At 30.9% G+C, this 21,833-nt stretch carries 30 protein-coding genes; 29 read left to right on the top strand and 1 reads right to left on the bottom strand.

The genetic code is table 11. The features are described 5' to 3' along the window. The 29 genes from BM120_RS10925 to BM120_RS10150 all read left to right on the top strand — a co-directional run. Positions 1-206: hypothetical protein (locus BM120_RS10925; RefSeq protein ID WP_207645720.1), on the top strand; the 206-nt coding region annotated here is incomplete at its 5' end. Continuing rightward, complete coding sequence (locus tag BM120_RS10930) at positions 203-406, top strand: crAss001_48 related protein (protein WP_177187423.1); 204 nt, start codon at positions 203-205, stop codon at positions 404-406. The genes BM120_RS10925 and BM120_RS10930, both read left to right, overlap by 4 nt. Before the next feature lie 128 nt (positions 407-534). Next, on the top strand, positions 535-1,182 hold the full coding sequence (locus BM120_RS10025) for a phage scaffolding protein (RefSeq protein WP_091995645.1): 648 nt from the start codon (positions 535-537) through the stop codon (positions 1,180-1,182). 22 nt (positions 1,183-1,204) lie between these two features. Next, positions 1,205-1,561, top strand: a complete 357-nt coding sequence (locus BM120_RS10030) for a hypothetical protein (RefSeq protein WP_091995647.1) — start codon at positions 1,205-1,207, stop codon at positions 1,559-1,561. A 13-nt stretch (positions 1,562-1,574) separates the two neighbouring features. Beyond that, positions 1,575-2,624 (top strand): major capsid protein, encoded by a 1,050-nt coding sequence (locus tag BM120_RS10035; RefSeq protein WP_091995649.1) that lies wholly within the window; start codon positions 1,575-1,577, stop codon positions 2,622-2,624. Between the two features lie 69 nt (positions 2,625-2,693). Next, positions 2,694-2,927: a hypothetical protein gene (locus BM120_RS10040; protein ID WP_091995651.1), complete on the top strand. Its 234-nt coding sequence runs from the start codon at positions 2,694-2,696 to the stop codon at positions 2,925-2,927. Between the two features lie 11 nt (positions 2,928-2,938). Beyond that, positions 2,939-3,268: a hypothetical protein gene (locus BM120_RS10045; RefSeq protein WP_091995653.1), complete on the top strand. Its 330-nt coding sequence runs from the start codon at positions 2,939-2,941 to the stop codon at positions 3,266-3,268. After that, positions 3,265-3,651, top strand: coding sequence for a hypothetical protein (locus BM120_RS10050; RefSeq protein ID WP_091995655.1), 387 nt, complete (start codon positions 3,265-3,267; stop codon positions 3,649-3,651). Before BM120_RS10045 ends, BM120_RS10050 begins: the two co-directional genes overlap by 4 nt. A 1-nt stretch (position 3,652) precedes the next feature. Continuing rightward, positions 3,653-4,066: a hypothetical protein gene (locus tag BM120_RS10055; RefSeq protein ID WP_091995657.1), complete on the top strand. Its 414-nt coding sequence runs from the start codon at positions 3,653-3,655 to the stop codon at positions 4,064-4,066. Continuing rightward, complete coding sequence (locus BM120_RS10060) at positions 4,066-4,926, top strand: hypothetical protein (RefSeq protein ID WP_091995659.1); 861 nt, start codon at positions 4,066-4,068, stop codon at positions 4,924-4,926. Before BM120_RS10055 ends, BM120_RS10060 begins: the two co-directional genes overlap by 1 nt. A gap of 1 nt (position 4,927) precedes the next feature. Next, the gene (locus tag BM120_RS10065) at positions 4,928-5,134 is read left to right on the top strand and encodes a YqzN/YkzM domain-containing protein (protein WP_091995660.1); all 207 of its coding nucleotides are present in this window, start codon (positions 4,928-4,930) and stop codon (positions 5,132-5,134) included. 13 nt (positions 5,135-5,147) lie between these two features. After that, entirely contained in the window at positions 5,148-6,584 is a 1,437-nt protein-coding gene (locus tag BM120_RS10070) for a phage tail sheath subtilisin-like domain-containing protein (RefSeq protein WP_091995662.1), read from the top strand. Positions 6,585-6,595: 11 nt separating this feature from the next. Continuing rightward, the gene (locus BM120_RS10075; protein ID WP_091995663.1) at positions 6,596-7,030 is read left to right on the top strand and encodes a phage tail tube protein; all 435 of its coding nucleotides are present in this window, start codon (positions 6,596-6,598) and stop codon (positions 7,028-7,030) included. A 67-nt stretch (positions 7,031-7,097) separates the two neighbouring features. After that, the gene (locus BM120_RS10080; protein ID WP_091995665.1) at positions 7,098-7,568 is read left to right on the top strand and encodes a phage tail assembly chaperone; all 471 of its coding nucleotides are present in this window, start codon (positions 7,098-7,100) and stop codon (positions 7,566-7,568) included. Positions 7,569-7,941: 373 nt separating this feature from the next. After that, positions 7,942-11,607: a phage tail tape measure protein gene (locus BM120_RS10085; protein ID WP_177187424.1), complete on the top strand. Its 3,666-nt coding sequence runs from the start codon at positions 7,942-7,944 to the stop codon at positions 11,605-11,607. A gap of 72 nt (positions 11,608-11,679) precedes the next feature. Beyond that, entirely contained in the window at positions 11,680-12,450 is a 771-nt protein-coding gene (locus BM120_RS10090; RefSeq protein ID WP_091995668.1) for a LysM peptidoglycan-binding domain-containing protein, read from the top strand. A gap of 8 nt (positions 12,451-12,458) precedes the next feature. Further along, complete coding sequence (locus BM120_RS10095) at positions 12,459-13,418, top strand: XkdQ/YqbQ family protein (protein WP_091995670.1); 960 nt, start codon at positions 12,459-12,461, stop codon at positions 13,416-13,418. Beyond that, complete coding sequence (locus BM120_RS10100; RefSeq protein WP_091995672.1) at positions 13,411-13,737, top strand: hypothetical protein; 327 nt, start codon at positions 13,411-13,413, stop codon at positions 13,735-13,737. The genes BM120_RS10095 and BM120_RS10100 overlap by 8 nt, the downstream gene beginning before the upstream one ends. Continuing rightward, positions 13,730-14,188, top strand: a complete 459-nt coding sequence (locus tag BM120_RS10105; RefSeq protein WP_091995674.1) for a DUF2634 domain-containing protein — start codon at positions 13,730-13,732, stop codon at positions 14,186-14,188. The genes BM120_RS10100 and BM120_RS10105 overlap by 8 nt, the downstream gene beginning before the upstream one ends. A gap of 13 nt (positions 14,189-14,201) precedes the next feature. Then, the gene (locus tag BM120_RS10110; protein WP_091995676.1) at positions 14,202-15,335 is read left to right on the top strand and encodes a baseplate J/gp47 family protein; all 1,134 of its coding nucleotides are present in this window, start codon (positions 14,202-14,204) and stop codon (positions 15,333-15,335) included. Continuing rightward, positions 15,332-16,255, top strand: coding sequence for a putative phage tail protein (locus tag BM120_RS10115; RefSeq protein ID WP_091995678.1), 924 nt, complete (start codon positions 15,332-15,334; stop codon positions 16,253-16,255). Before BM120_RS10110 ends, BM120_RS10115 begins: the two co-directional genes overlap by 4 nt. A gap of 4 nt (positions 16,256-16,259) precedes the next feature. Beyond that, positions 16,260-16,763, top strand: a complete 504-nt coding sequence (locus BM120_RS10120) for a hypothetical protein (RefSeq protein ID WP_091995680.1) — start codon at positions 16,260-16,262, stop codon at positions 16,761-16,763. A gap of 2 nt (positions 16,764-16,765) precedes the next feature. After that, the gene (locus tag BM120_RS10125) at positions 16,766-17,272 is read left to right on the top strand and encodes a hypothetical protein (protein ID WP_091995682.1); all 507 of its coding nucleotides are present in this window, start codon (positions 16,766-16,768) and stop codon (positions 17,270-17,272) included. 11 nt (positions 17,273-17,283) lie between these two features. Then, the gene (locus BM120_RS10130) at positions 17,284-17,742 is read left to right on the top strand and encodes a hypothetical protein (RefSeq protein ID WP_143076540.1); all 459 of its coding nucleotides are present in this window, start codon (positions 17,284-17,286) and stop codon (positions 17,740-17,742) included. Further along, the gene (locus BM120_RS11235) at positions 17,742-17,855 is read left to right on the top strand and encodes a CD1375 family protein (RefSeq protein ID WP_278335342.1); all 114 of its coding nucleotides are present in this window, start codon (positions 17,742-17,744) and stop codon (positions 17,853-17,855) included. The genes BM120_RS10130 and BM120_RS11235 overlap by 1 nt, the downstream gene beginning before the upstream one ends. Positions 17,856-17,866: 11 nt before the next feature. Next, positions 17,867-18,073 (top strand): CD1375 family protein, encoded by a 207-nt coding sequence (locus BM120_RS10135; protein ID WP_091995686.1) that lies wholly within the window; start codon positions 17,867-17,869, stop codon positions 18,071-18,073. Between the two features lie 77 nt (positions 18,074-18,150). Beyond that, entirely contained in the window at positions 18,151-18,426 is a 276-nt protein-coding gene (locus BM120_RS10140; RefSeq protein WP_091995688.1) for a hypothetical protein, read from the top strand. Between the two features lie 5 nt (positions 18,427-18,431). Next, positions 18,432-18,689, top strand: a complete 258-nt coding sequence (locus BM120_RS10145; protein ID WP_091995690.1) for a phage holin family protein — start codon at positions 18,432-18,434, stop codon at positions 18,687-18,689. Position 18,690: 1 nt separating this feature from the next. Continuing rightward, positions 18,691-20,100, top strand: a complete 1,410-nt coding sequence (locus BM120_RS10150; protein ID WP_091995692.1) for an N-acetylmuramoyl-L-alanine amidase — start codon at positions 18,691-18,693, stop codon at positions 20,098-20,100. A 261-nt stretch (positions 20,101-20,361) separates the two neighbouring features. On the opposite strand, the gene BM120_RS10155 is transcribed toward BM120_RS10150, so the two are convergent. Then, positions 20,362-21,786, bottom strand: a complete 1,425-nt coding sequence (locus tag BM120_RS10155) for a hypothetical protein (RefSeq protein WP_091995694.1) — start codon at positions 21,784-21,786, stop codon at positions 20,362-20,364. Between the last annotated feature and the right edge of the window lie 47 nt (positions 21,787-21,833).

The raw sequence follows: 21,833 nt of genomic DNA on the forward strand, positions 1-21,833 counted from the left end.
AAAATAAAATTTATTTAAATAATGAATTTTCAGATAAACAGAAAGAAGCAACTTTAATACATGAGGTGTTGCATGGAATCGAAAGAATGTATTCAATTGATAGCTTAGATGAATATACAGTAACAAGGCTAGGAAATGCGTTGTATACAGTATTGATTGATAATAATTTAGAAATTGTAAAAAAAGAAAGAGAGGTAAAAAGATGAATTACATTGAAAGAATGGAACAAGAATACATAGAACTTGTTGGAAGAACAGAAAATTTATACAAGGGCATAAAAACACTTGAAGGGCTTACGGCTGATGAACTTGGTTTAATGTACGCACAGTATTATGTTATGAAAATTTATGAAGAGGCATTATCAAATCGAATTTCATTAGCAAAAGAATTAAATAAAGCTATATAACGAAAAAATGCGAAAAATTGACGTATAAATTTTTATACAACTAATTTTAGCGTTTTTTCGTTGTATAAATCTCGACCTAGACAAGTCGTTAAAAGGTCTATTTTTTATGAAAGAAAGGGGATTTAAGAATGGATTTATTAGAATACTTAATATCAATATTAGGTGAAGATGAAGGTAAAAAAGCCTATGACAAAATAAGCAAAGATAAAGAAAATACATTACTAGTGCAAAATAATAAAGAGCCAAGTTATGTAGAAAAGAAGTTGTATGATGAATTAGAAAATGACAATAAGACTTTAAAAAAGACTAATAAAAAGCATGAAGAAGATTTAAGAGACTTAAAGAAAGATTTAAAGGATAATAAGGAATTGCAAGAAAAAATAGAAACACTAGAAAAAGAAAATTCAGATAATGCAGCAGCCTATGAAAAGGAAAAAGCTGAAATTAGGTATAATTATGAACTTAATGCAGCAATTGAAAAATCTGGTGCTAAAAATTGCAAAGCAATTCTCGGTATGCTTGATAAAGAGAAAATTAAATTAGTTAATAATACTCTTGTAGGGCTAGATGAACAAATAAAATCTTTAAAAGAAAGTGATTCATATTTATTTAAAGACTATAAACCTGCAGGCACAAGCACACTTGAAGGTCAAACAATTGATAGCCTTAGAGGAAAAAGCGGTAAAGACAATAGCAATCCTTTTGTCGATAGTCTATTGTCTAATAAAAAAGCAGAAAAAGAATCTAGTGAAAAGCTAGATGATTTTTTTAAATAATATTTTAAACAGGAGGTAAAAGATGAAGCAAACATCAAAAACAATCACAAATATGCAAAAAGATATTAGGCAATTTGCAGGGGACAAAGATGTAATGACTAATATCAAGGTGACAAAATCAGCTGTAAAATCATCATTAAATAATAATATGCTTCCAGCAGGTACACCTATATCCCAAACTGGAACAGTAGATGAAGCTACACCTATAGGACTTTTATTTAATGATCTTGATTTTGAGGGTATCGGTGATGATGAAACTGTAACAGCATCAGTTATGATACATGGTTTTGTAAATAAAGCTAGAGTAACTGAGTATATAGGAAAAGAAGTTCCTGAAGGTGTAATAACAGCACTAAAAGGAAAGATACAATTTTTATAGGGGGTAATAAATAATGGCAGAATTAAAAGACTTTTTAAATTCGAAAAATATAGCTTTATATATCAATGGTCTTCCACCAGTGCCAACGATTGATGAAGCATTGTTTCCAACAAAGAAAATACTCGGTATTGAATTGGAACACGCAAAGGGATCTAAGAAAAGACCAGTAGCATTAAAACTATCTACTTTTGATGTTCAGGCAAAACTGAGAGCATTAAAGGCAGATGTAAAAATAGAGAAGAAAGAAATGCCTTTCTTTAAAGAAGCAGTAGGCTTAAAAGAAAATGATAGAAGACAGATTGTACAGGCATTGGCAAGTAACAACTCCAATATAGTTGATATGCTTATGAAGGAAGTATTTGAAAACTATTCTGTATTGGTTGAAGGTGGACTTGTTCAGATGAAGAGAATGAGAACTCAGTTAATACAGACAGGGCAGATAAACCTTACCTCTGATGACGGTGATGTAATTGTTGATTATGGAATACCTTCAGAAAACAAAGAAACGTTAAGTTTAACTGCAAGGTGGTCTCAAACTGATACGTCAGATATAGTTGGAGATATTAAAAGATGGCAGAAAAAGTTTACAGACAAAGGACTATCAAAACCTACTAGAATGCTTTTAACTGAAAAAACTTGGAGTTACATTACGTCAAATGCTGCAATTATAAAGGATTTAAAAACTAGAAGTTTCGGAGAAGTCATATTGACAGATGAGGATTTCGTAAAGTTCTTAAAAGTTAAATGTGACATAGAAATTGCTATATTAAGCGGTGTTTATCTTGATGAAAAAGGTGTCGAACAAAAATATTATAAGGACAATGTTGTTACATTAATACCTAATGGTACACTGGGTAATACTGTATATGGCACTACTCCGGAAGAATTTGATTCTAAATATGGTTCAGGTAAGCTTGATACTTCAATAGTACGTGAAGCAATAGCAATAACAACTATGGTAAAAGAAGACCCAGTAGGTGTTGATACTAAGGTATCTATGATAGGAATGCCATCATTTGATAGAATAGATGAGTGTTTCTTTGCGACAGTGTCAGATGAATAAAAGTAAAAATTATAAGGGCATGTCTTAATTGATATGTCCTTAAGTATTTATAAAAAGGAGGTTATAAATATGGCTAGAACAAGTAATAAAACTAGAGAAGAAATGAACAATGAAACTGATGTAACCGAAAATAATATTTTGGAAGCAGATGAAAAAGCACTTGATGTAATAAAGCTTGTAGCATTAGAAAATATAAAGTCGGGAGTTAATTATTATTTTCCAGGTGATATATTTGATTCTACAAAGGAAGAAGCTAACTATCTTATTGAAGTAGGAGCAGCAACATATATAGATAAAGAATAGGCGGTGTAAATATGCCTGAAATAAAAGAATTTGAAGATGTAAAAGAACTTTTAAAGTTAAATCTTAGAGAGTCCGAAGAGCCTACATTTTCAGACGTAGAACTTGAACTACTATATAAAAGTAATGATTATTCAGTTTCTAAAACGTGTTGGAGAGCATGTATATTAAAAGCCGAAACTGACGATATGATAAAAGTTGGTTCTATAGAAATTAAATCGAGTGGCAAGGATTATTGGTTGAAGCTAGCTGATATGTTTTATAATGATTATCAAAATGAGTTATTAAATAAAAATGGCTCACAAAAGTATAAAAATACAATGATGAGAGTTGATGAAATATGAGTGCTAAATTAACATATAAAGCATTAAGAAAAGCAGTAGCAAAGGGTATTAATGCAAATCCTCAAAGTATTAAAATTTATCAAAAAGGAAAAGTGTTAATAAATGGCTCTTTCAAAAATATTGACAAAGAATATATAGTTACCGGTGTTGTTTATGTAAGTAAAACAAACGAAATAAAAGTTGATACAGATGTTAGAGGTACTAGTAACATAAATAAAAACTATGAAATGGTTATTGATAATACAATTGAAATAGAGTCAGATTCTCGTTGTTTAACTACAATAGAGTGTGTTGAGGGGAAATTTAAAGTTACATATGTAAACATATATGCAGTTGAGGGTAAAATTGCTGGATATGAATGTGGATTAGAGAGGCTTGATTAGTATGAGTATATTAAGTGATTTAGCTGAAAGATTAAATAGAAAAAAATATGGATTTGGAACTATATGTCAAGCTGTAGGAGTGCAGTTAGAAAATGATTCAAAAACTAACGCTAGTTGGACAGATCAAACAAGTAATGCAAGACAACTAATTCATTCAAAAGTAAGTGGTGGCGGTGCAAGTTATAATATCAATGTAGCTCATGGTGTCGAATATGGAGGTATCCTTGAAGAAGGTTCTAAAGCACATATAATAAAACCTAAAAATAAAAAGGCATTATATTGGAGTGGTGCTGCTCATCCAGTAAAACAAGTAAACCATCCTGGAACATCAGCATATAAAGGTATTAAGAGTACAATGCAGAGCGAAGTTCCGACAATAGCAGAGAAATTAGCTAAATATTGGAGTGATTTGTAATGAGAAGTGGATTAAGAAAAGTATTACTTGAAAATGTAAGTAAAATAAAAGAAGTTTATGAACCTAGTGTACCAAATAAAGAGACTGAAAGACCTTTTGTTGTTATTGAACAAGTAGCAGATACAGAAAATAATCAAGCAACAATAGGATCAGAAAGAAAAATAAATATTTGGATATACAATGACAGAACTTCATTTCAGGAACTGGATATACTGCAGAAAGAAATCATTAATGCTATTAATTTTAAAAGTATTGAAGATGGAGATACAAAGAATTACTTTGCTTGTATTTATAAAGGTGTGTCTAGTAGTGATATTTCAGATGTCGAATGGGATATAATAGCAAGACCTATATCGTTTAGCATAATAGCTCTTGAAAAACTTGATAACAAAACATCAGATAAAGAAGTTGAAGTTGTATCTAGTTATCTTGAAAATATACTAAAAAATAAAAATGGTGTAACTATTAATGTATTTAAAGACAATTGGAATCAAAATCTAACAACTCCATGTGTGTTGTGCAGAACAACTAAAACAGAAAGAACAATTAAAGCTAATAATTTGATAGAAATAGATAAAACAATGAAAATACACGTTGTTGATATGGATAATGATAGGGTAATTCAAATATTAGAGCATATTGAAAATAAACTAATTTCTGATAGAAAAATAGTGTATAAATCAGACGGAAATACACTAAAATTAACACTTTCAAAGTTAATTGAAGATAGGGATTCTGATATGTTGACACTAGGTCAAATTTCTGTTACTTTTAGAAACTATGCAAGTATAAAGAAGAATATAAATCCTATAAATAAAATATACGATAATAAAGGGTTAAAGATTAAGAAAGGAAATTGATATGGCAAAAAAAAATGTAGAAAAAAAAGAAAATGAAGCCGTACAAGAACGAGTTGAAGAACTCTATGACAAGCAGGATTTCATTGACAATGCTAAGGAGCTTGGATATGAAAGATACATAGTTGTTGGAGCTTTATTTGACTGTGACAAGGATAGGTTATCTAAAAAAGAATTAGATAACCTAGTAAATAAATTTTTAAGAAAATAGGAGGTTTTACACAATGGCTAAAACAGGAATATGGTCTAAACCAGGAGATAAAATTTTGCCAGGAGTTTACAGTAAAATTGAAAGTATTGTAAATTCATATGGCGATGGATTAATAGGTACAATTGGTGTACCAGTGAAGGCAAATTGGGGACCTATAGGCGAAGTTGTGACATTAGAAAACAATATTAATAAATTAATTGATATGTTTGGAAATGATACAGAAGAAAAGTATTCAGCATTTAAAATAGGGGCACTTCTTACAAAAACAAATTTAAAGTATATTAAGTTTTATAGACTAGCTGATGAATCAGCAAAACAATCTACTATCAATTTGCAAAATACAAACGAATCTGCTGTAGAGGTAATTAAGCTAACATCTAAATATGCAACGTCAAAAGACTTGAATGTTACCATCAAAAACAGTCTTGTTAATACAAGTTCGAATGAAATGTATGTGTATGAGGGTAGTAAATTATTAGCAAAGATTACAGGAATAAAGGGAACTTGTGATGAAATGGTAGATGTGATAAACAATGCACATGATAATAAATACTTGATTGCTTCAAAGATTGCTGAAACATCAGATCCATTAGCTCCAATTTCAAATAAAAAATTAGCTGGTGGAAATGATGGTTGTACATCAGTTAATAATGAAATGTATATCAAGTCACTTGACCAATTTGAAAGAACTCAAATTGATGGATTTGTACTAGATGGAAAAGAAGATGAGTCGTTAGATGCTTCTGTGTTTGACTGGATAAAGAAAAATTACGAATCAGGTAGAATTATATCGTATTTTTCAGGCATTGGGAAATCTGAAGATATATCTTCAGCATTTACAAAAGCAAAGAAAATAAATAATAAACTATATACTTTGGTTGCATCTGCAGGTGTATTAGATGATATTCAGTATACACCATCAGAAACAGCTGCATACTTGTGTGGTGTAGAAATCAGTAACAAACTAAGAGAATCATCTTGTAACAAAAAAGTTATTTTTACGGATGTAAAAAAAGTATTTACTACAGAAGAATTGGAAGAAGCACAAAAAGTCGGAGTATTAACTTTAGATATTGATGATGGAGATGTTGTAATTGTTGATGATGTAAATACTTATAAAACCTATTCTGAAAATAATAAAAAGGACTCTGTTTTTGGATTTAATCGTTCCATAAGGACTTTAAAGGCAATAAATACCATGCTTGTATCGGCTGGTAAACAAATAATTGGTAAAGTAGATAACGACCCAGAGTTTGGTTACGATATTGTTATTTCATTATTTAAAAGAGGTTTTGAAGCATTGATAGCTGATGGGGCTATCAAGGAATTTGAAGTCGAAATAGATAAAGAATTACAAGCTGTTGCTGAAAACGACGAAATCTACATTAGGTGGTATGTAACTAGAAGTGATAAGGTTAAAAAGATATACAGTAAAGGAACTATTAGATAGGAGGTAAAACCATGAGTAAAAATGATTTGAATTGGTATGATGAAGATACTCTACAAGATGATAGAGCATTAAGTGGTAATGATACAAAGATCTTCGTAGATGGAGTTCATGTAGCTTATGCTGAAGAATTTGAATGGAGTGTGGAAAATGATAAGAAATCTTTTTCTGTTTTAGGTGCAAGCTGGGAATATGAAAGAGATAGCATCAAGAAGGGTACATTTAAATTCACTATATATAAAACTGATTCTCTTATGATTAAAACAGGATTTAAGTCATTTGAAATAATGTCTACAACGAATGCAGATAAATACGGTGCAGAAAAACTAAGATTTAAAAACTGTAAATTAAAAAAATTAGGTGCAAATCATAAAGCTGGTGATCTTATTAAGGAAGAATGGGAAGGAAGTTTCTCAGGTTTTGAGCCTCTTGATTTAATAGGTGAATAAATAAAAAAAGGGTATTAGCAGAAATTTTGTTAATACCCTTTAAATTTAAAATAAAGGAGAAAATAACATGAATATAGAAAATATGGATTTAGATTTTAATATAGATGATAACAAAGTTGATGATGAATTGATTGATGCTACAATGAGTGATGAAGATATACTAGCAAGATTGAGTGACACTCCAATAATTGCTGAAAAGATACTTCCTATAAAGAGAATACAAGCTCCAATAACTATTAAGAGTTTATCAGAGATACAGTTAAAGAATATAAGGAAACAGTGTACTAAAATTAGAAAAGAAAACGGTCAAAATAAAGAAATTTTTGATAATCAGCAATTTAAAATGACTGTGCTTAAATATGGGATAGTAAAGCCACAAATAAATGATGCTATATTAAGAGAAAAGAATTTATCATCAATAGAAAGTTTTTGGGTAAGGTTTTTAAGTCCTGGAGAAATAGAAAAGATAGTGGAAGAAATTACTATTTTATCTGGATTTGGAACAGAGTTTGATGAAGATTTACTAAAAAACGAATAAAAGAGTGCAAAGGCTTATTAGGATTAATGTTTGTTGCATATGTAAGACATCATATAACACCAGATGAATTTGCCAAGAAAAACAAATTTACCCAATACTTAATAAGTCTTTTCACTCAATGTGAACTTGAACTTGAATCGGAAGAAAGAGAAAAAATAAGAAAAAATAAATAGAGATTGATTATAAAAAAAGATAGAAAGGAGGTTTATATATGGCAGGTAAGGAGCTTTATAATATTGATTTAAATATTAATGTTAATGGTGTTGATGAAGCTAGCTCAAAGCTTAAGAAAGTCGATAAGGATGTTGAAAGTTTAGAAAAAAAAGCTAAAAAAGGTATAAAAATAAAATTTGATACATCCTCAATGAATAAAATGACTGGACAAACATCTAAAGCAGTAGAGCAAATGGCAAAAGGTTACTCTAGTGCTGCAGAAAAAATTGTAAAAAGTTCAAACACAATGTCTAAAAAAGTAATGAAGAATACAGCTTTAATGCGTAAGGTTGCTGGAATTGATGCTTCACCTAAAAAGTTTGATCCTGTTCTTTCGCAGTCTAAATTAACAAGAGTAATTAATAGTGACATAAAAAGAATGAATAGTCTTTCTGAAGCACAAAAGAAAATGAGTACATCAAAAATGATGTTTAGAAATAATACTTTAGATATGATGATGGGAAAATCAATTAATTTCGGTGGAGCATCGGTAAATATTAAAGCTACTGAGAATGTAACGCAAGCTGTTGCTAAAGCACAATCAAGCATGCAGAAGCTTAAATTTATGGATAAAGTAAAAGTATCATTAAGTGCTAGTGGAAATAGAGCATTACAAGTCATAAACCAAACAAGAGAAAAGGCTAAAGCATATGCTAGTGGAAAATATGAAGCTTTATTAACTGCAAGGGATAAACTTAGTGGAACAGTGTTCAATAGAGCTGGAGGAATGATATCTAGGGGCATAGGTAGAGTTACTCGTTTAGCTAGTTATGGAATGAGTGCTTTAGGTGGTGTAGGTGTTGTTAGTTTAATAAAAACATATGCTAGCTATGAAAAACAAATGTCTTCACTGAGAGCTGTAACAGATGTTACGGCGAAAGAGTTTGCACAGTTGGATAGACAAGCTAGACAATTAGGAGCAACTACTGAATGGTCAGCAACGCAAGTAGCACAAGGTATGACTGAATTAGGACAAGCAGGTTTTAATCAAAAAGAAATAATGTCTTCTATGCCTGGTCTTTTAAATTTAGCTAGTGCCGGAGGGTTACAGCTAGCTGAAGCATCGTCTATTGCTTCAGGTACATTAAGAGCATTCAATTTAGACGCTAGTAAAACTGGACATGTTGCAGATGTCTTAGCATTGGCAGCAAGTGCTACAAATGCTGAGGTTGCCGATATGGGAAATTCAATGGAATACGCTGCTCCTTATGCAAAATCATTGAATGTTAGCTTAGAAGATACTGCTGCTGCAATAGGAATGCTTTCTCAAGTTAATATAAAAGGCTCTAAAGCTGGTATGGCTTTAAGAGGTATGTTTACATCATTATCAGCACCAACAGCAGCGGCTAAAAAGGTAATGGAACAGTACGGATTTAACGCATTCGATGCTACTGGGAAAATGAAACCATTCCCTCAAGTTATTAAAGAGCTAGATAGTGCATTGAAACATTTAAATCCACAACAAAAAGGCGAAGCATTGAATAAAATGTTTGGTGATGTTGCTGGTGGTGGAGTACAAGCACTTTTGGGATTAGGTTCTGAAAAACTCGAAAAACTTAGTAAAGACTTGAATTTTGCAGATGGTGCAGCTAAAAAAATGGCTGCTACAAGAATGGATAATTTAACTGGTGATTTCATACTTTTAAAATCAGCAGTTGAAGGTATGTATGTAAATCTTGGAAAAAAATTAGAGCCATATTTAAGGCAATTTGTTCAATGGCTGACATCTAAAATTCCTGAAATAGAAAAAGCATTAGGAAAGATGATAGATTACTTAGGTAATAATTGGGAATCAATTTTAAGTGGATTTAAAACAGCTATACCTTTAGTATTAGGATTCATGGGAGCAATACAAGGATTAAGAGGAATATTATTCTTAGGTGATGTTGTTAGGGATTTCGGTATACTTAAAGAAGTACTATTTGGGCTTTCAGGTGCTACAGGTAGTGCAACCGGTCTTCTAAGTGGACTTAAAGGTATGATAGCTGGACTCGGTGTTACTGGTGGTATTTTTGCGGTTGTAGCAGCACTAGGCATAATGTCAGTAGCAATTAGTGATAACATTGATCTAATAGCTGATTTAAATTCTGGACTTGGTGAATTGGGAACAGGTATTAGCGGAATAATGGAAGTCATGGGCGGGCTATTTAAACTTGTTTTAGGTTCTGCAGGCACTTTTTTAGGTGGTTCATTTAAGATGTTTGATGCGTTATTTTCAGGAGATTGGGAAAAAGCAGGAGTAGAAGCATCACAGATGTTTGCAGACTTAAAAACAAATGGTAAAAATGCTTTAGGCGACTTATTTGCTACTTCAACATATGCATATGGTAAAATACGAGAATCATCAGAAAAAGAATTAAGTCCAGTTAAAAAGGTTTTTGAAACAGCTTTAGGACAACAAAAAAATATTGTCGCTGGAAATTATAAAGAAATGAGTAAGGCTGTATCATCTTCCATGAAGGGATTGAGTGATGACCAAATATCAATTTTAAAGGGTACTAGCAGAAATATGGAACAATTGCTGTTTGGTATAAATAGTAAGATGAGTGAAAATGATATGGCTAGTAAAATTGCTAAAAATATGGATACACTTTCAAAAATGAGTGGGTTTGATCCAAAACATATGAATGAAGATTTTAATTCTGCAATAAAAACTATCGAAAAAAATGCAGGTTCGGCAAGTAAAAATATTAAAACTGACCTATCAAATGCATTTAATAGTTTTAAAGAATTGGCATCGTCTGGGAATATACAAGGTGGTGTTAGTAGAATGCTTGAAGATATCAATAAAGCAGGTCCAGCATTACAAAGCTTTATATCTTCAAATAAATCGGCTATGCAAGGTATGTTTAAAGGTGTAGATTTTAGTAAAGATTTACAATCACAAATAAGTGCAGTTATGGCTAATATTGGCAAAATGGAACCATCACAGGCTATAGGTGCAATGAGGATCTTATTTAGTGTTTTAGGAAGTGAAGCAAATGCAGCTGGTCAGCAAGCAGGGCAACAATATAGTTCTGGAGTTCAAAGTGGTATGAGTTCTGGAGGTGCAACGAATCAAAGTTCACCAATAGCAAATGTAGCACAAAATCAAGGACAACAGGCATACCAAAGCGGAGTTCAAACTGGTCAAATGTATGGACAAGGTATAAATGCTGGTGTTCAACAGGCACAAGCACAACAGCCTCCACAAACTAATAATGTACAAGTTCAACAAGCACAACAAATGGCACAACAGGTTAAGCAAGCATACAGCGATATGTATAATGGAGCCGGGAACTCTGTTTCACAATTACAAAGTCGAACATCATCAGCATTTAGTGCTTTATCATCAAGTGCAACATCTCAAGTATCATCAATGTGTAGTAGAATTATATCTTTATGGAATGCTATGAAAGCAACTGTTTCATCAACTGTTACAGCTAGATTTGTATTATCAGTATCAACAGTTGGTGCAGTTGGTGCAATTCCACATGCAGATGGTGGAATTTTAACAAGACCTCATTTAGGCTTAGTTGCAGAAGCAGGACCAGAAGCGGTAATACCTTTATCACCAGGTAAGCGTGCTAGAGGTATTGAATTATTTAAACAAGCTGGGAAAATGCTTGGAATTACAAATGATGATGGAAATGCGAATCCTGTATCTGATTTTTCTGCTAAGGATTTTAACACAAATAATAATGTTAAAACAAGCAATAGTCAATCTGGAGGAGTAAATGTAAGCGTTAGTGTAAATGTAAATGTTAATGATAAAGAATCTATTATTAGCAAAGCAAAAGAAGAATTTGGAAGAGAGTTAGAGGAAGCTCTTTCAGATATATCATAAATTTAGTTGGTTACAAAGAAAGCTCACTTTATCGGTGGGTTTTCTTTGTAGTTATTGAAAGGTGGTATTTTAGTGGAAGTGAATACAATATTACATCAGTATGGAACTGTATCAAGTAGAAAAATCGCGATAGAGAGAGGAACTTTGTACAAAAATATTAACCTAGATAGCAATGATATGGATGTGTATATTATAAACGAAAAAGAAAATACATCTTTTCATTTCCCTATAAATCCAATTGATGAAATAAATGTTAGGTATAAAAAAAATTATCAAACACAAGAAATTGTTGGACAAGGTGAATTTGATTTTCATAAGCATGGTAAAAAAATAGAAGAAATATCATTTAAGGTTATTATACCTGATGATTATACTGAGGGATTTAATAGAAATTTGTCCGCTCAGTCACCGAGTAAATCAGTTGAAGAGCTAGTGAGGTATATGAATCAAGAACAAGCTGTTAGACTCATTATAACATCATTACCATTTAATGATTTAGTGTTTATTTCAGATATAGATAATAGTATATCTGCAGGTATTGAGAACTGCAGATTAGTGAACTTAAAATTTAGAACACATAGAGAAATAAAAGTTAAATCAATTGATACAAGTAAACAAAATAAAATAAACAAAGGGTTAAATAAAACCGATAGAGAGAACAATAAAAGTTATTCATCTACATATAAGGTTAATAATAGAAAAGATTGTTTGTGGAATATTGCAAGAGCAAAGCTAGGTAAGGGTAGTAGATGGAGAGAGATATATAACCTTAACAAAGATATAATAGGACCTAATCCAAACAGACTAAAACATGGTATAGTTTTAAAAATACCAAAAAGGTAGGTGTTTAAATGCAAATAATACTAAGAAATAAAATATCGATAGAAAATGCACTTGAAGGAATGACACTTTCTGATAGTATTGATGGAGTTGCGTATAAATGCTCAATGAAATTATCTGAAGCTAAAGCAATTCAGGATTTAAAAATTAAAAAAGCTGATACAGTTCAAATAATTGATAAATTATATGGAGCAAACAAAGATGAAACTATTTTTAATGGTATCGTTTGGGGAAGGAATAAAAATCACAAGACTGACACTCTAGATTTAACGCTAAAAGAAAGGAATGTTTATATTGAATCATCAGAAGATGAGTATGTATTCAAGGAAAGCACTTTAGACGATAGAATAAGGCAAATAGCGAAGGATTGGAATATACCAATAGGGAATATCCCTAAAACTGGAATTAAGCTTGAAAAGTGCGTCGAAAAGGGCAAATTGCAAGATATGATAAGAAAATTCATAAAAGAGACAGTTAAAAAAGGTGGTAAAATGTATGTTCTAAGAATGGAAAACAAACTTAATTTATATGAAATAGGTTCAAATAAAATTGTGTATGATCTTGAAAGTATAATGGAAGATGCAACAGACGTAAACAGTTTAGAGGGTGCAGTTACAAGTGTAAAAGTTCTTGGAAAATCGAAAAATGAAAAAAGCAAAACACCTGTAATTGGTACATACAAGAAAAATGATAAAGTATTCGGAACTCTTCAAAAGATAAAACAGGATGATAAAATTAAAAATGTTAAAGATGCAAAAAAAGCAGCTGAAGCGATGTTTTCTGATGGAGAAGATATGATAAAGTTTTCAGGAGTTATAGATATTAGTACCATTAGAGCAGGCGATAAAGTTAAATTTTATGGTGTCGAATATTATGTTATTGATGTGACTCATAGCATAGAACCACATAGAAAAATGACACTTAATGCTGGAAGTAAGCAATATGTGAAGGGGAAATTTTTCAATGAGTAATTTAAATAATATAGCTAGATTAATTAAAAACAAAGCTAAAAGTGAAGCTGAAAAAGCTACTGATGGACTAGAGTTATTGTTTGGTGAAATTACAAACGAAGGAATTATTACTAATAGGTTTAAACGAAAGCCTATTAAAGATTACAAAATGCTACAAACTGTGAGTAAAAAAAAGACAGTTATAACAAAAACAGAAAGTTATGCTGGACATACACATGATGTTATATCGCCGATATTATCTATAGGCGATATTGTTGTCCTTGCTATAGTGGAAGGTGAATTTGTAGTATTAGGAAAGGTAGAGGATACAGATGAGTAATTTATTCCCATTGGATGCCGATTTTTCAATATATTCTACGGAAGATGAAGTTAATTACGATCATACTGACAGACAATCATACCTATTTGATTTTGAAAAAGGTGAATTTGTTAAAAATCCTGATGGTACATTAGTTAAGTGTAATGCTAAAATTGCACATAGACAATGGTGTCAAAAAGTAATGTTGACTCCAAGATTTGAAAAGCTAGCATATCCAGATTATTACGGAAATGAACAAGGAACTGTAATTAATTCAGATATGAGTGATAAAGCTATTGAATTAGAAATAGAAAGAATGGTTAAAGATGCATTGTTGGTTCATCCTAAAACAAATTCTGTGAGTGATTTTGAATTTCTATGGGATAGAGAAAATGAATCACTTACTTACTTTTTCGTGATTACTGATGTCGAGAATGAAAGATTTGAATTAGAGAATAAAATTAAGTATTAAGGTGGTGTTTTTAGTGGAAAAAAAAGAATTGCCAATACCAAAAGAGTTGTTGAAAGATGTAGAGGATATACATGATGAAATGTTAAAAAAATTTAGTGACGATATATCAACATTACCTGGTGAATTTGTATATGATGCTACAAGAGCAGCCGCAGAACAAATAGCTATGACAAGAGAAATGATGATACACTATCTAATTATGAAAGTATTTACAAAAAGTTCTGATGGTGATTATCTAGATTATATTGGAGAAATGAATTCTGTTTTTAGAAAAAAAGCGACCAAAAGTGTTGGAAAAGTGATATTTACAGGGGTACAGGGGACTGTAATACCTAAAGGAACAATAGTTTCTACAGAAAGTTCAGAACAAATAAATGCCATTACATTTATAACTACTGATGGTGGAGAGATACCAGAGAGTGGAAGTATAGAGATTAATGCTGAATGTGTTGAGAGTGGAGTAAAAGGAAATGTAAAGGTAGGTATGATTAAAGTATTAGTAAACAATATTACTAATATTTCATCCGTAAGCAATAAAGAATTTAAAAATGGAACTGATATAGAAGATGACGAAAAATTTAGAGAAAGAATTGAATTTGCTGAAAAAGAAGAACAGTTAAGTGGTGCTGATACAGACTACGAAAGATGGGCAAAAGAAATCGACGGAGTAGGATATGCATATTGCCGAGATAGTTGGAACAGTCCAGGAACAGTTAAAATCCTTATCTTAGATAAAAATAGAAAGCCAGCTACAAGTGAACTAATTAAAAAAGTAAAAGAATACATATATCCAGATATTAAAGAGGGGCAATATAATCGAGGAGGTAAAGCACCAACTGGAATAAAAAGCTTTTCAGTTTTATCTCCAAACGTAAAAGAAGTAAGTATTAAAGGTAATTTCGTTATATCAAAAGGGTTTAATGAAACAAATGTACTGAATGATGTAAGAAACAAAATTAATACATATTTTGATAAATTAGATATAGAGGGTAGTATTTCGTATAACATGGTAAATTCAATCATTGGTACGCTACTTGTAAACAATCAAGGGCTAGATGATTTTGATAATATAACGATAAATGATACTAAATCAAACATAAAATTGAATAATGAGATTGCTAATGTTAGTGAGGTAGTAAAATTATGACAACAATAAAAGATAAATTACTCCACTCTGAAACAGGCAAAGCCATGTTTGATTGGATAAGTAATATTTATGATAATAGCAAGGTTATGGTTGAGTTATATGAGGCTTTAGGACAGGAATTTGATGATATTAATTTGTTAGTTGATGATATATCAAAACAGATGTTTATTCAAACCGCTACATGGGGGTTAAGATTGTGGGAAGCACGCTTTAATCTTCCAATAAATGAAAATGATTCATACATTGAACGACGGAATAAAGCATTGGCTAAGTTACAAACAAGAGTTACTATAAATCCACTGACAATGGCTACAATAATTAAAAATATTTGTGGGATTGATACAATAATAAATGAGTGGGTAGATGAATATGTATTTGAAGTAAGATTTGTTTCTTTAATTGGTGTACCTAAAGAAATAGAGCAAATTCAACACACATTAGATAGAGTTAAGCCCGCACATATGAAATATAGACTTATATTTAATTACCGAACATGGAATGAAATTAAAAATTATGGCAAACCTTGGGGGTATTGGAAAATGTTAGGACTAACTTGGAAAGAATTAAAAGAGAGTCAAGATCTTGAAGCTAATAAATACAATATAAATTTATTAAACAGAACTGGAGAAAGAAAAAATAGTACTATTAATGATGACGGAAAAATAGTTGAAAGTAACACAAGTAACACTTCTACATCAAAGTATAGTATTTATTTATCTGAAGGAGATAGTGTGGAGTTTACAAAAACCGATAGTTCTACAGACTTTAAATATGCAATTTACAGAAAAAATAATACAGTAATATCCGTAAGTAGTATTCAGTCTAATAAATCTGTTTTAATAGCACCACCAGAAGCATTTAAAATGATTATAAGCTATCCAACTGATAGTGAAAATATAATTAAGTTTAAAAGGGGGTAAATAAATGGAAGGATATGAGAAAACTATTGAAAATGGATTAAATATTGTAACTGGCGATAGTATGAGTGATATTGAAGCTGTTCAAGAAAACTTTGAAATCCATGAAAAGATACTAGGTAAATTAAGTGATATAGAAATAGATAGCTATAGTGTATCAAATGATGGAATTAAGAATATAGTAAATATTATAAAATTCATCTGGAAAAAGCTAAATAGCATCGAGCTTACAGATTTAAAAGTAAAGGTTACAACTGAATCTGGAAAAACTCTTGATAAAGTTCTAAAAGCAATCAAGAACTCAATAGGAGCTCTAACAAGCTTAAAGACGAATGAAAAAAATAGCACTGTTGGAGCGATTAATGAAGTATTTGATACTACAACAAATCTAAAAGAAACTGACAAGCTACTAAACAATCAGTTAAATGCTATTAATTCAAAAATAACAACAAATAATGCTGAATTTGATAGGTTAAATAGAGAGTTCAGACAGTTGAATGGTGGTGAGTAAGTATGGCATGGAATGATAATGCTAGTATGTATGATGAGCATTTAATCAATTATAAACATGAGTTGGATAAACATAGTACAAATTTGAGAAAAATATTTGATGAAATAAAAAAGGATGATTCTATAGATATTAACACAGCAAATATGATCGAAGGTGCAATTGTTCAGATAAAATCAAATCGAAAAAGGTGGGCTAGTGGGACTTCGGGATTAAACGTTGATAAAGAAAAATTTATTAATAACGGTAATTATGAAATACCGTTAATTTCTCATAATCTCAATTTTACACCTAGCTTACTAATAGTAATGCTTGCTTTACCAGGAGATGTTAAAAAAACTGTAATGCTTTGGACGAATAAAATCACAGCATTTAAAATGCTTGCTACTAAATCTTCTTTTTCCTTTAATTTTAAAGATTTTTACCCTGGATACGCTATGAATGGAAGAAATGAGCATTTATTCAGCGTATTTCAAGAGGTTAATGTAATAGAATGGATAGCTATAGAGTAGGGGGTATAAAAATGAAATTAGGAACTAAGATTTACTATGAAAAATTAACTGGAAATGTGATTTTTACACGTGGAGATATGCAAGGATTTGTTAAAGAATCAAGCTTTGATGAGGATTACGAGATGTATTCTGATTTGAAAAAATATAAAAAAGATAAAATAGGCTTAATCGAATTAGCTTATGGTAAGCTTGCAGATGAGCTAGAAAAAAACAAGGCTAATAGCTATAAGGTGGATATTTCAAGTGAGCCACATAAGTTGGTATATAAGTATGTCAACTTTGATACAGGAGAGCCATCAGAGCCACCTAAAACACTTGAGGAAATAATAGCCGAAAAAGTCAATGAAGCTAAGCTAGAAAATTCGCTTGCAATAACTGAGTTAATAGAAAAAGTCGAAAAGGATAAATTAGAGCTATCTACAGCTATAATTGAAGCTATAGAAATGCAAAATAATGGAGGTACAGTATAATGAGTGCATTAGCTAATGTGTACGTATATTTAATTAGACAAAATAAAAGAACATTAGATGATGTTCCAGCTTTCTTAAAAAAGGAAGTTGAAAAATTATTAAAATCTGAATAGAGGTGTTATGTATGAAGAATTTGATTAATAGTATTAAATTCTTTTTTTATTGCATAAAAATATATCTGGAAGGAGGTGCAGAAGCTATGGCAATGTGTTATGTGACTTGCATAGTTGCAGGTGTAAGAACGTATAAGCAAGTTCCAGCTTTTTTGAAAGCTAGAGTTAAAGAGCTTTTAATCGCTATGGACTTGCAGGAACTAATCATAGAAGATTAGTTCAATAACAATTAGGGGCTAGATTAATTTCTAGTCCCTTTTTTTTAAATATTTTAAAAAAGTGAGGAATAAAATATATGACAGAACAGGATTTCTTATGGTATTTGATAAAAGTGGGAGTACCAATTGTTGCATTGGTTACACCTTTATTAAAATTGAATGGAAGTATTATTAGACTTAATGAAAGACTTGAAACAGTGCTAAATCATAATAACACTCAAGATTTAAGATTAAATAAGCATTCTGAACAGATTGATGATTTGACACTTAGATCCGAAAATCATAATGCAAGGATAATGAACCTAGAGCAAAAAGAGTGCAAATATGAAATGAGTAATAAGAGAGGAGAATAGCAAATATGGAATTTAATTTATTGACTTATATTAACGAAAACCTAATCATTCTAATACCGGTAATATATGTGCTTGGTATGTTATTTAAGAAATCAAGGTTTAGAGATAATCTAATCCCCTGGTTTTTGTTAGCAATATCTTGTATTTTGTGTGGAATCATAGGACAGGATATTGTAAATGGAATAATTCAAGGCACATTGGTTACTGGAGTGTGTGTATTAGGAAATCAATTGTATATTCAGACTGTGAAAAAGGGGGAATAATATGATAATAGATATTCACGCTGGGCATAATCCAAAGGGTAAGGTGGCTTGTGGAGCTGCAGACTTATTAAATGAATCTGTAGAAAACAGAATAATCTTAGACAAGTGTATTAAATATCTTAATACTCAAGGAATAAAGACCTATAATTCCACTTGTAATAATGGTTATTCCGTTGGAGATATTATTAATAAGATTGTATATAGTGTTAATTCTCATAAGGATACTGATATAGCTGTATCACTTCATTTTAACGCATATAAGCCACAACACCACAAGGACGGTAAGATAATGGGGTGTGAGGTGCTACATTATGATGAAAGAACATTTAAATACGGAGCTCAAATTTGTAAGAATTTAAATAACATAGGTATTCCGACACATGGAACACCTAACAAGATTAGACGTGATTTAGGATTTATATCTAGAACTAATCCACTTGCATTACTTGTTGAAATATGCTTTGTGGACGATATAGACGATTACAACGCTTATAAGGGGAAAGAGGACTTAGTGGCTAAGGCAATATGTGAAGGGCTTCTATTAAGGGAATACAAGCCTAATTCGAGCGATAAACAAACAGTAACAAAGCCTGAGGCTAGACCTGTGATTGATGATGTTAAATTTGTCGGAAATCCAACTACAACAGTAGAGCAGATGGAAGCATGGGCGATAGCTAATAATGCTATTGGATTTGCTAAGCTTGCAAAGCCTTGCTATGATACTTGCCTAAAGCTTGGGCTTGATCCAGGACCTGTGTACGCACAAACAGCACTAGAAACTGGATGGCTATACAAAAATGGAACTTCACAGGCTGGAATTGACGCAAGCTATCATAATCCATGTGGTTTGAAAACTACTGCAGGCGGTAGTGATTATGACAAAACAGCACATAAAAGATTTAAGGATTGGGAAGAAGGCTTTAGAGCTATGGGACAGCATTTATTGCTGTACTATGGTGCAGAGGGTTATCCTCTAAAGAATCCTTTAGACCCTAGACACTTCCCTAATTTACTAGGTCGTGCTAAGACAGTTGTTGAGCTTGGCGGACAAGGTAAATGGAACAACAATGCTGATTATGGTAAAAACATAATGAAGCTATATAGAAAGCTTCTAGCGACTGAATATAAAAAGAAGATTGAGTCAGAATTTTCTCCAACAGTTGATACTAATAATCTAACTGTAGTGACTTATAATAATGTTGCAGATGAGCCTGCAGCATTAATGCTAAGTAGATGGCTAGGTTATCCAATTATTCCAGTATCGAGTGTAAATTTTGATAGAAATGCATATGCTAAAATAGTACACGTTGGTGGAAGTGGTGCTCCTACTGGCTCTACAGTTTTAGCTGGCAAGGACAGATGGGAAACCTTAGATTTAGTAGAAAAATATATAAAAGATAATTTAAAATAAGTATTATTTAAATAGTAAAGGGTGGCTAAATGCCACCCTGTTTTTTTATTATTCAAAGTATAAGTATTCTCTACCGTCAATATCGGCAGATGCTACTATTTTATCTACAGTGTACTCGCCTGCACACTGTATTATGAAACTTCTCCCCCTGTCTTGACTACCTCAGCCTTGCAAGGACCTCTAAATATTAGGCTAGCAATATCGCTATACCCTAAATTAATTGTGTAATTTTTATAGTTCATATTATTTTCTCCTTTGTATTTACTTATAAAATAAATTTATCGTTTCTCGCCACGATAGATATTTTATCTCTTCTATATTTGATTCAAAACTATTTATATCAACATATGACATAAAGTCTGAATCAAATGTTGTTGGGACTGAATCTAATATTTTAAAATCACTACTATCATCAAAATCCACAAGGGTTTGTATTTGATAAATATCGCAATGATTATAAAATATCTCATCATCAATTTGATATTTGGCGTAGTAGTTGAATCCATCTTCAATGATTTTTTCTTGTTCATTGAAATCGCAAAGATTCAACATATTTCCTGTATGGAAATAATATTTATTTCCATACTTTATATATACTACAAAGCTTTTTGTTTTAAAGATTGGAACTTTTACTATTTCTTTTACTTCCAACCTTTCAAATATTTCCTTTTTCTTATTGTAAATTGATTCTATTTTAGAATGCAGATTAATTGCTTCTTCTGTAATAGAATCATATTCATCTGAATAAGAATAAGATTTTAAATGATTCCTTTTTATTAGTGTCGCCCTCAATAACTCAAGATAATGTATCTCGAGATTATTTAGAGTCTTTATTAAATTTTTTGCAATGGTTTTATTTTCATCATTCAAAACTAAATCATTGCAAGACAAAGTTTTATAAAATTTTGTCTCTTTAAGCTGTTTCACTAGCTCTTTTTTAGATACAGGTGTTGAGGAATAATTATCTTCTTCAACACCAACTATTTTCTTAAAATCAATATGTATCGGGTATTTATTAGTTATTAAATCGCAAATATAATCAGAAGCTAACAGTTCTATCTTGTCTTCTTTGTAATTGTGATTTATTTTTCTATAAACATTATAGAAACTTAAACTATCATTAGCTAAAGTTTCTAATATTATAGTTCTTATAGGAGCAACATTGTAATCTTCATAAGTTATTACACTCGGATGCTCTGTTATTTTTTCGTTATTTATTTCTTCAGATTCTATTTTTATATTAAATAAATAACCGCCAATTTTATAAACGGCATAATATTTATATCCGTTTATTTCTTCAGTTTCATACTGAATAATATTTTTCGCTTTTACGCGATTTCTTTCGTATGAAACAATATTATTTTTATATTGTTCATATAAAGATTTCTCTTCTACACTATCTACTTTTTTAATAGTGTATCTTGGTGTTTTTAAGTACTCAATAGGTTCAAATCTATTAAGTATTTTTTTATAATATTTTCTGTAAAAATTGTATAGAGAAAACATTTTCTCGTACACTTGATTTACATCCTCGTTGCTTAGGATGTTCATATTTTCTGATTGGAAAGACTTTAAGCGATCTACGCTTGTAATTGTTTTTTCCAACCTATATAAAGTTGTATTTAATGATTTTAAAATAAAAACCATCATACCTATTTCTTTTGTGTTTTTTAAAAAAAGTTTCATGTTTTTTCCTCCTAAAATAAAATATTATTTGCTATAAACATATAATA

Source organism: Peptostreptococcus sp. D1 (genome assembly GCF_900112955.1).
GTDB lineage: Bacteria > Bacillota > Clostridia > Peptostreptococcales > Peptostreptococcaceae > Peptostreptococcus.

Excerpts from the sequence above, each read along its gene's own strand:
- BM120_RS10930 (WP_177187423.1), top strand. The coding sequence starts at position 203 with ATGAATTACATTGAAAGAATGGAACAAGAATACATAGAACTTGTTGGA.
- BM120_RS10025 (WP_091995645.1), top strand. The coding sequence starts at position 535 with ATGGATTTATTAGAATACTTAATATCAATATTAGGTGAAGATGAAGGT.
- BM120_RS10030 (WP_091995647.1), top strand. The coding sequence starts at position 1,205 with ATGAAGCAAACATCAAAAACAATCACAAATATGCAAAAAGATATTAGG.
- BM120_RS10035 (WP_091995649.1), top strand. The coding sequence starts at position 1,575 with ATGGCAGAATTAAAAGACTTTTTAAATTCGAAAAATATAGCTTTATAT.
- BM120_RS10040 (WP_091995651.1), top strand. The coding sequence starts at position 2,694 with ATGGCTAGAACAAGTAATAAAACTAGAGAAGAAATGAACAATGAAACT.
- BM120_RS10045 (WP_091995653.1), top strand. The coding sequence starts at position 2,939 with ATGCCTGAAATAAAAGAATTTGAAGATGTAAAAGAACTTTTAAAGTTA.
- BM120_RS10050 (WP_091995655.1), top strand. The coding sequence starts at position 3,265 with ATGAGTGCTAAATTAACATATAAAGCATTAAGAAAAGCAGTAGCAAAG.
- BM120_RS10055 (WP_091995657.1), top strand. The coding sequence starts at position 3,653 with ATGAGTATATTAAGTGATTTAGCTGAAAGATTAAATAGAAAAAAATAT.
- BM120_RS10060 (WP_091995659.1), top strand. The coding sequence starts at position 4,066 with ATGAGAAGTGGATTAAGAAAAGTATTACTTGAAAATGTAAGTAAAATA.
- BM120_RS10065 (WP_091995660.1), top strand. The coding sequence starts at position 4,928 with ATGGCAAAAAAAAATGTAGAAAAAAAAGAAAATGAAGCCGTACAAGAA.
- BM120_RS10070 (WP_091995662.1), top strand. The coding sequence starts at position 5,148 with ATGGCTAAAACAGGAATATGGTCTAAACCAGGAGATAAAATTTTGCCA.
- BM120_RS10075 (WP_091995663.1), top strand. The coding sequence starts at position 6,596 with ATGAGTAAAAATGATTTGAATTGGTATGATGAAGATACTCTACAAGAT.
- BM120_RS10080 (WP_091995665.1), top strand. The coding sequence starts at position 7,098 with ATGAATATAGAAAATATGGATTTAGATTTTAATATAGATGATAACAAA.
- BM120_RS10085 (WP_177187424.1), top strand. The coding sequence starts at position 7,942 with ATGACTGGACAAACATCTAAAGCAGTAGAGCAAATGGCAAAAGGTTAC.
- BM120_RS10095 (WP_091995670.1), top strand. The coding sequence starts at position 12,459 with ATGCAAATAATACTAAGAAATAAAATATCGATAGAAAATGCACTTGAA.
- BM120_RS10100 (WP_091995672.1), top strand. The coding sequence starts at position 13,411 with ATGAGTAATTTAAATAATATAGCTAGATTAATTAAAAACAAAGCTAAA.
- BM120_RS10105 (WP_091995674.1), top strand. The coding sequence starts at position 13,730 with ATGAGTAATTTATTCCCATTGGATGCCGATTTTTCAATATATTCTACG.
- BM120_RS10115 (WP_091995678.1), top strand. The coding sequence starts at position 15,332 with ATGACAACAATAAAAGATAAATTACTCCACTCTGAAACAGGCAAAGCC.
- BM120_RS10120 (WP_091995680.1), top strand. The coding sequence starts at position 16,260 with ATGGAAGGATATGAGAAAACTATTGAAAATGGATTAAATATTGTAACT.
- BM120_RS10125 (WP_091995682.1), top strand. The coding sequence starts at position 16,766 with ATGGCATGGAATGATAATGCTAGTATGTATGATGAGCATTTAATCAAT.
- BM120_RS10130 (WP_143076540.1), top strand. The coding sequence starts at position 17,284 with ATGAAATTAGGAACTAAGATTTACTATGAAAAATTAACTGGAAATGTG.
- BM120_RS11235 (WP_278335342.1), top strand. The coding sequence starts at position 17,742 with ATGAGTGCATTAGCTAATGTGTACGTATATTTAATTAGACAAAATAAA.
- BM120_RS10135 (WP_091995686.1), top strand. The coding sequence starts at position 17,867 with ATGAAGAATTTGATTAATAGTATTAAATTCTTTTTTTATTGCATAAAA.
- BM120_RS10140 (WP_091995688.1), top strand. The coding sequence starts at position 18,151 with ATGACAGAACAGGATTTCTTATGGTATTTGATAAAAGTGGGAGTACCA.
- BM120_RS10145 (WP_091995690.1), top strand. The coding sequence starts at position 18,432 with ATGGAATTTAATTTATTGACTTATATTAACGAAAACCTAATCATTCTA.
- BM120_RS10150 (WP_091995692.1), top strand. The coding sequence starts at position 18,691 with ATGATAATAGATATTCACGCTGGGCATAATCCAAAGGGTAAGGTGGCT.
- BM120_RS10155 (WP_091995694.1), bottom strand. The coding sequence starts at position 21,786 with ATGAAACTTTTTTTAAAAAACACAAAAGAAATAGGTATGATGGTTTTT.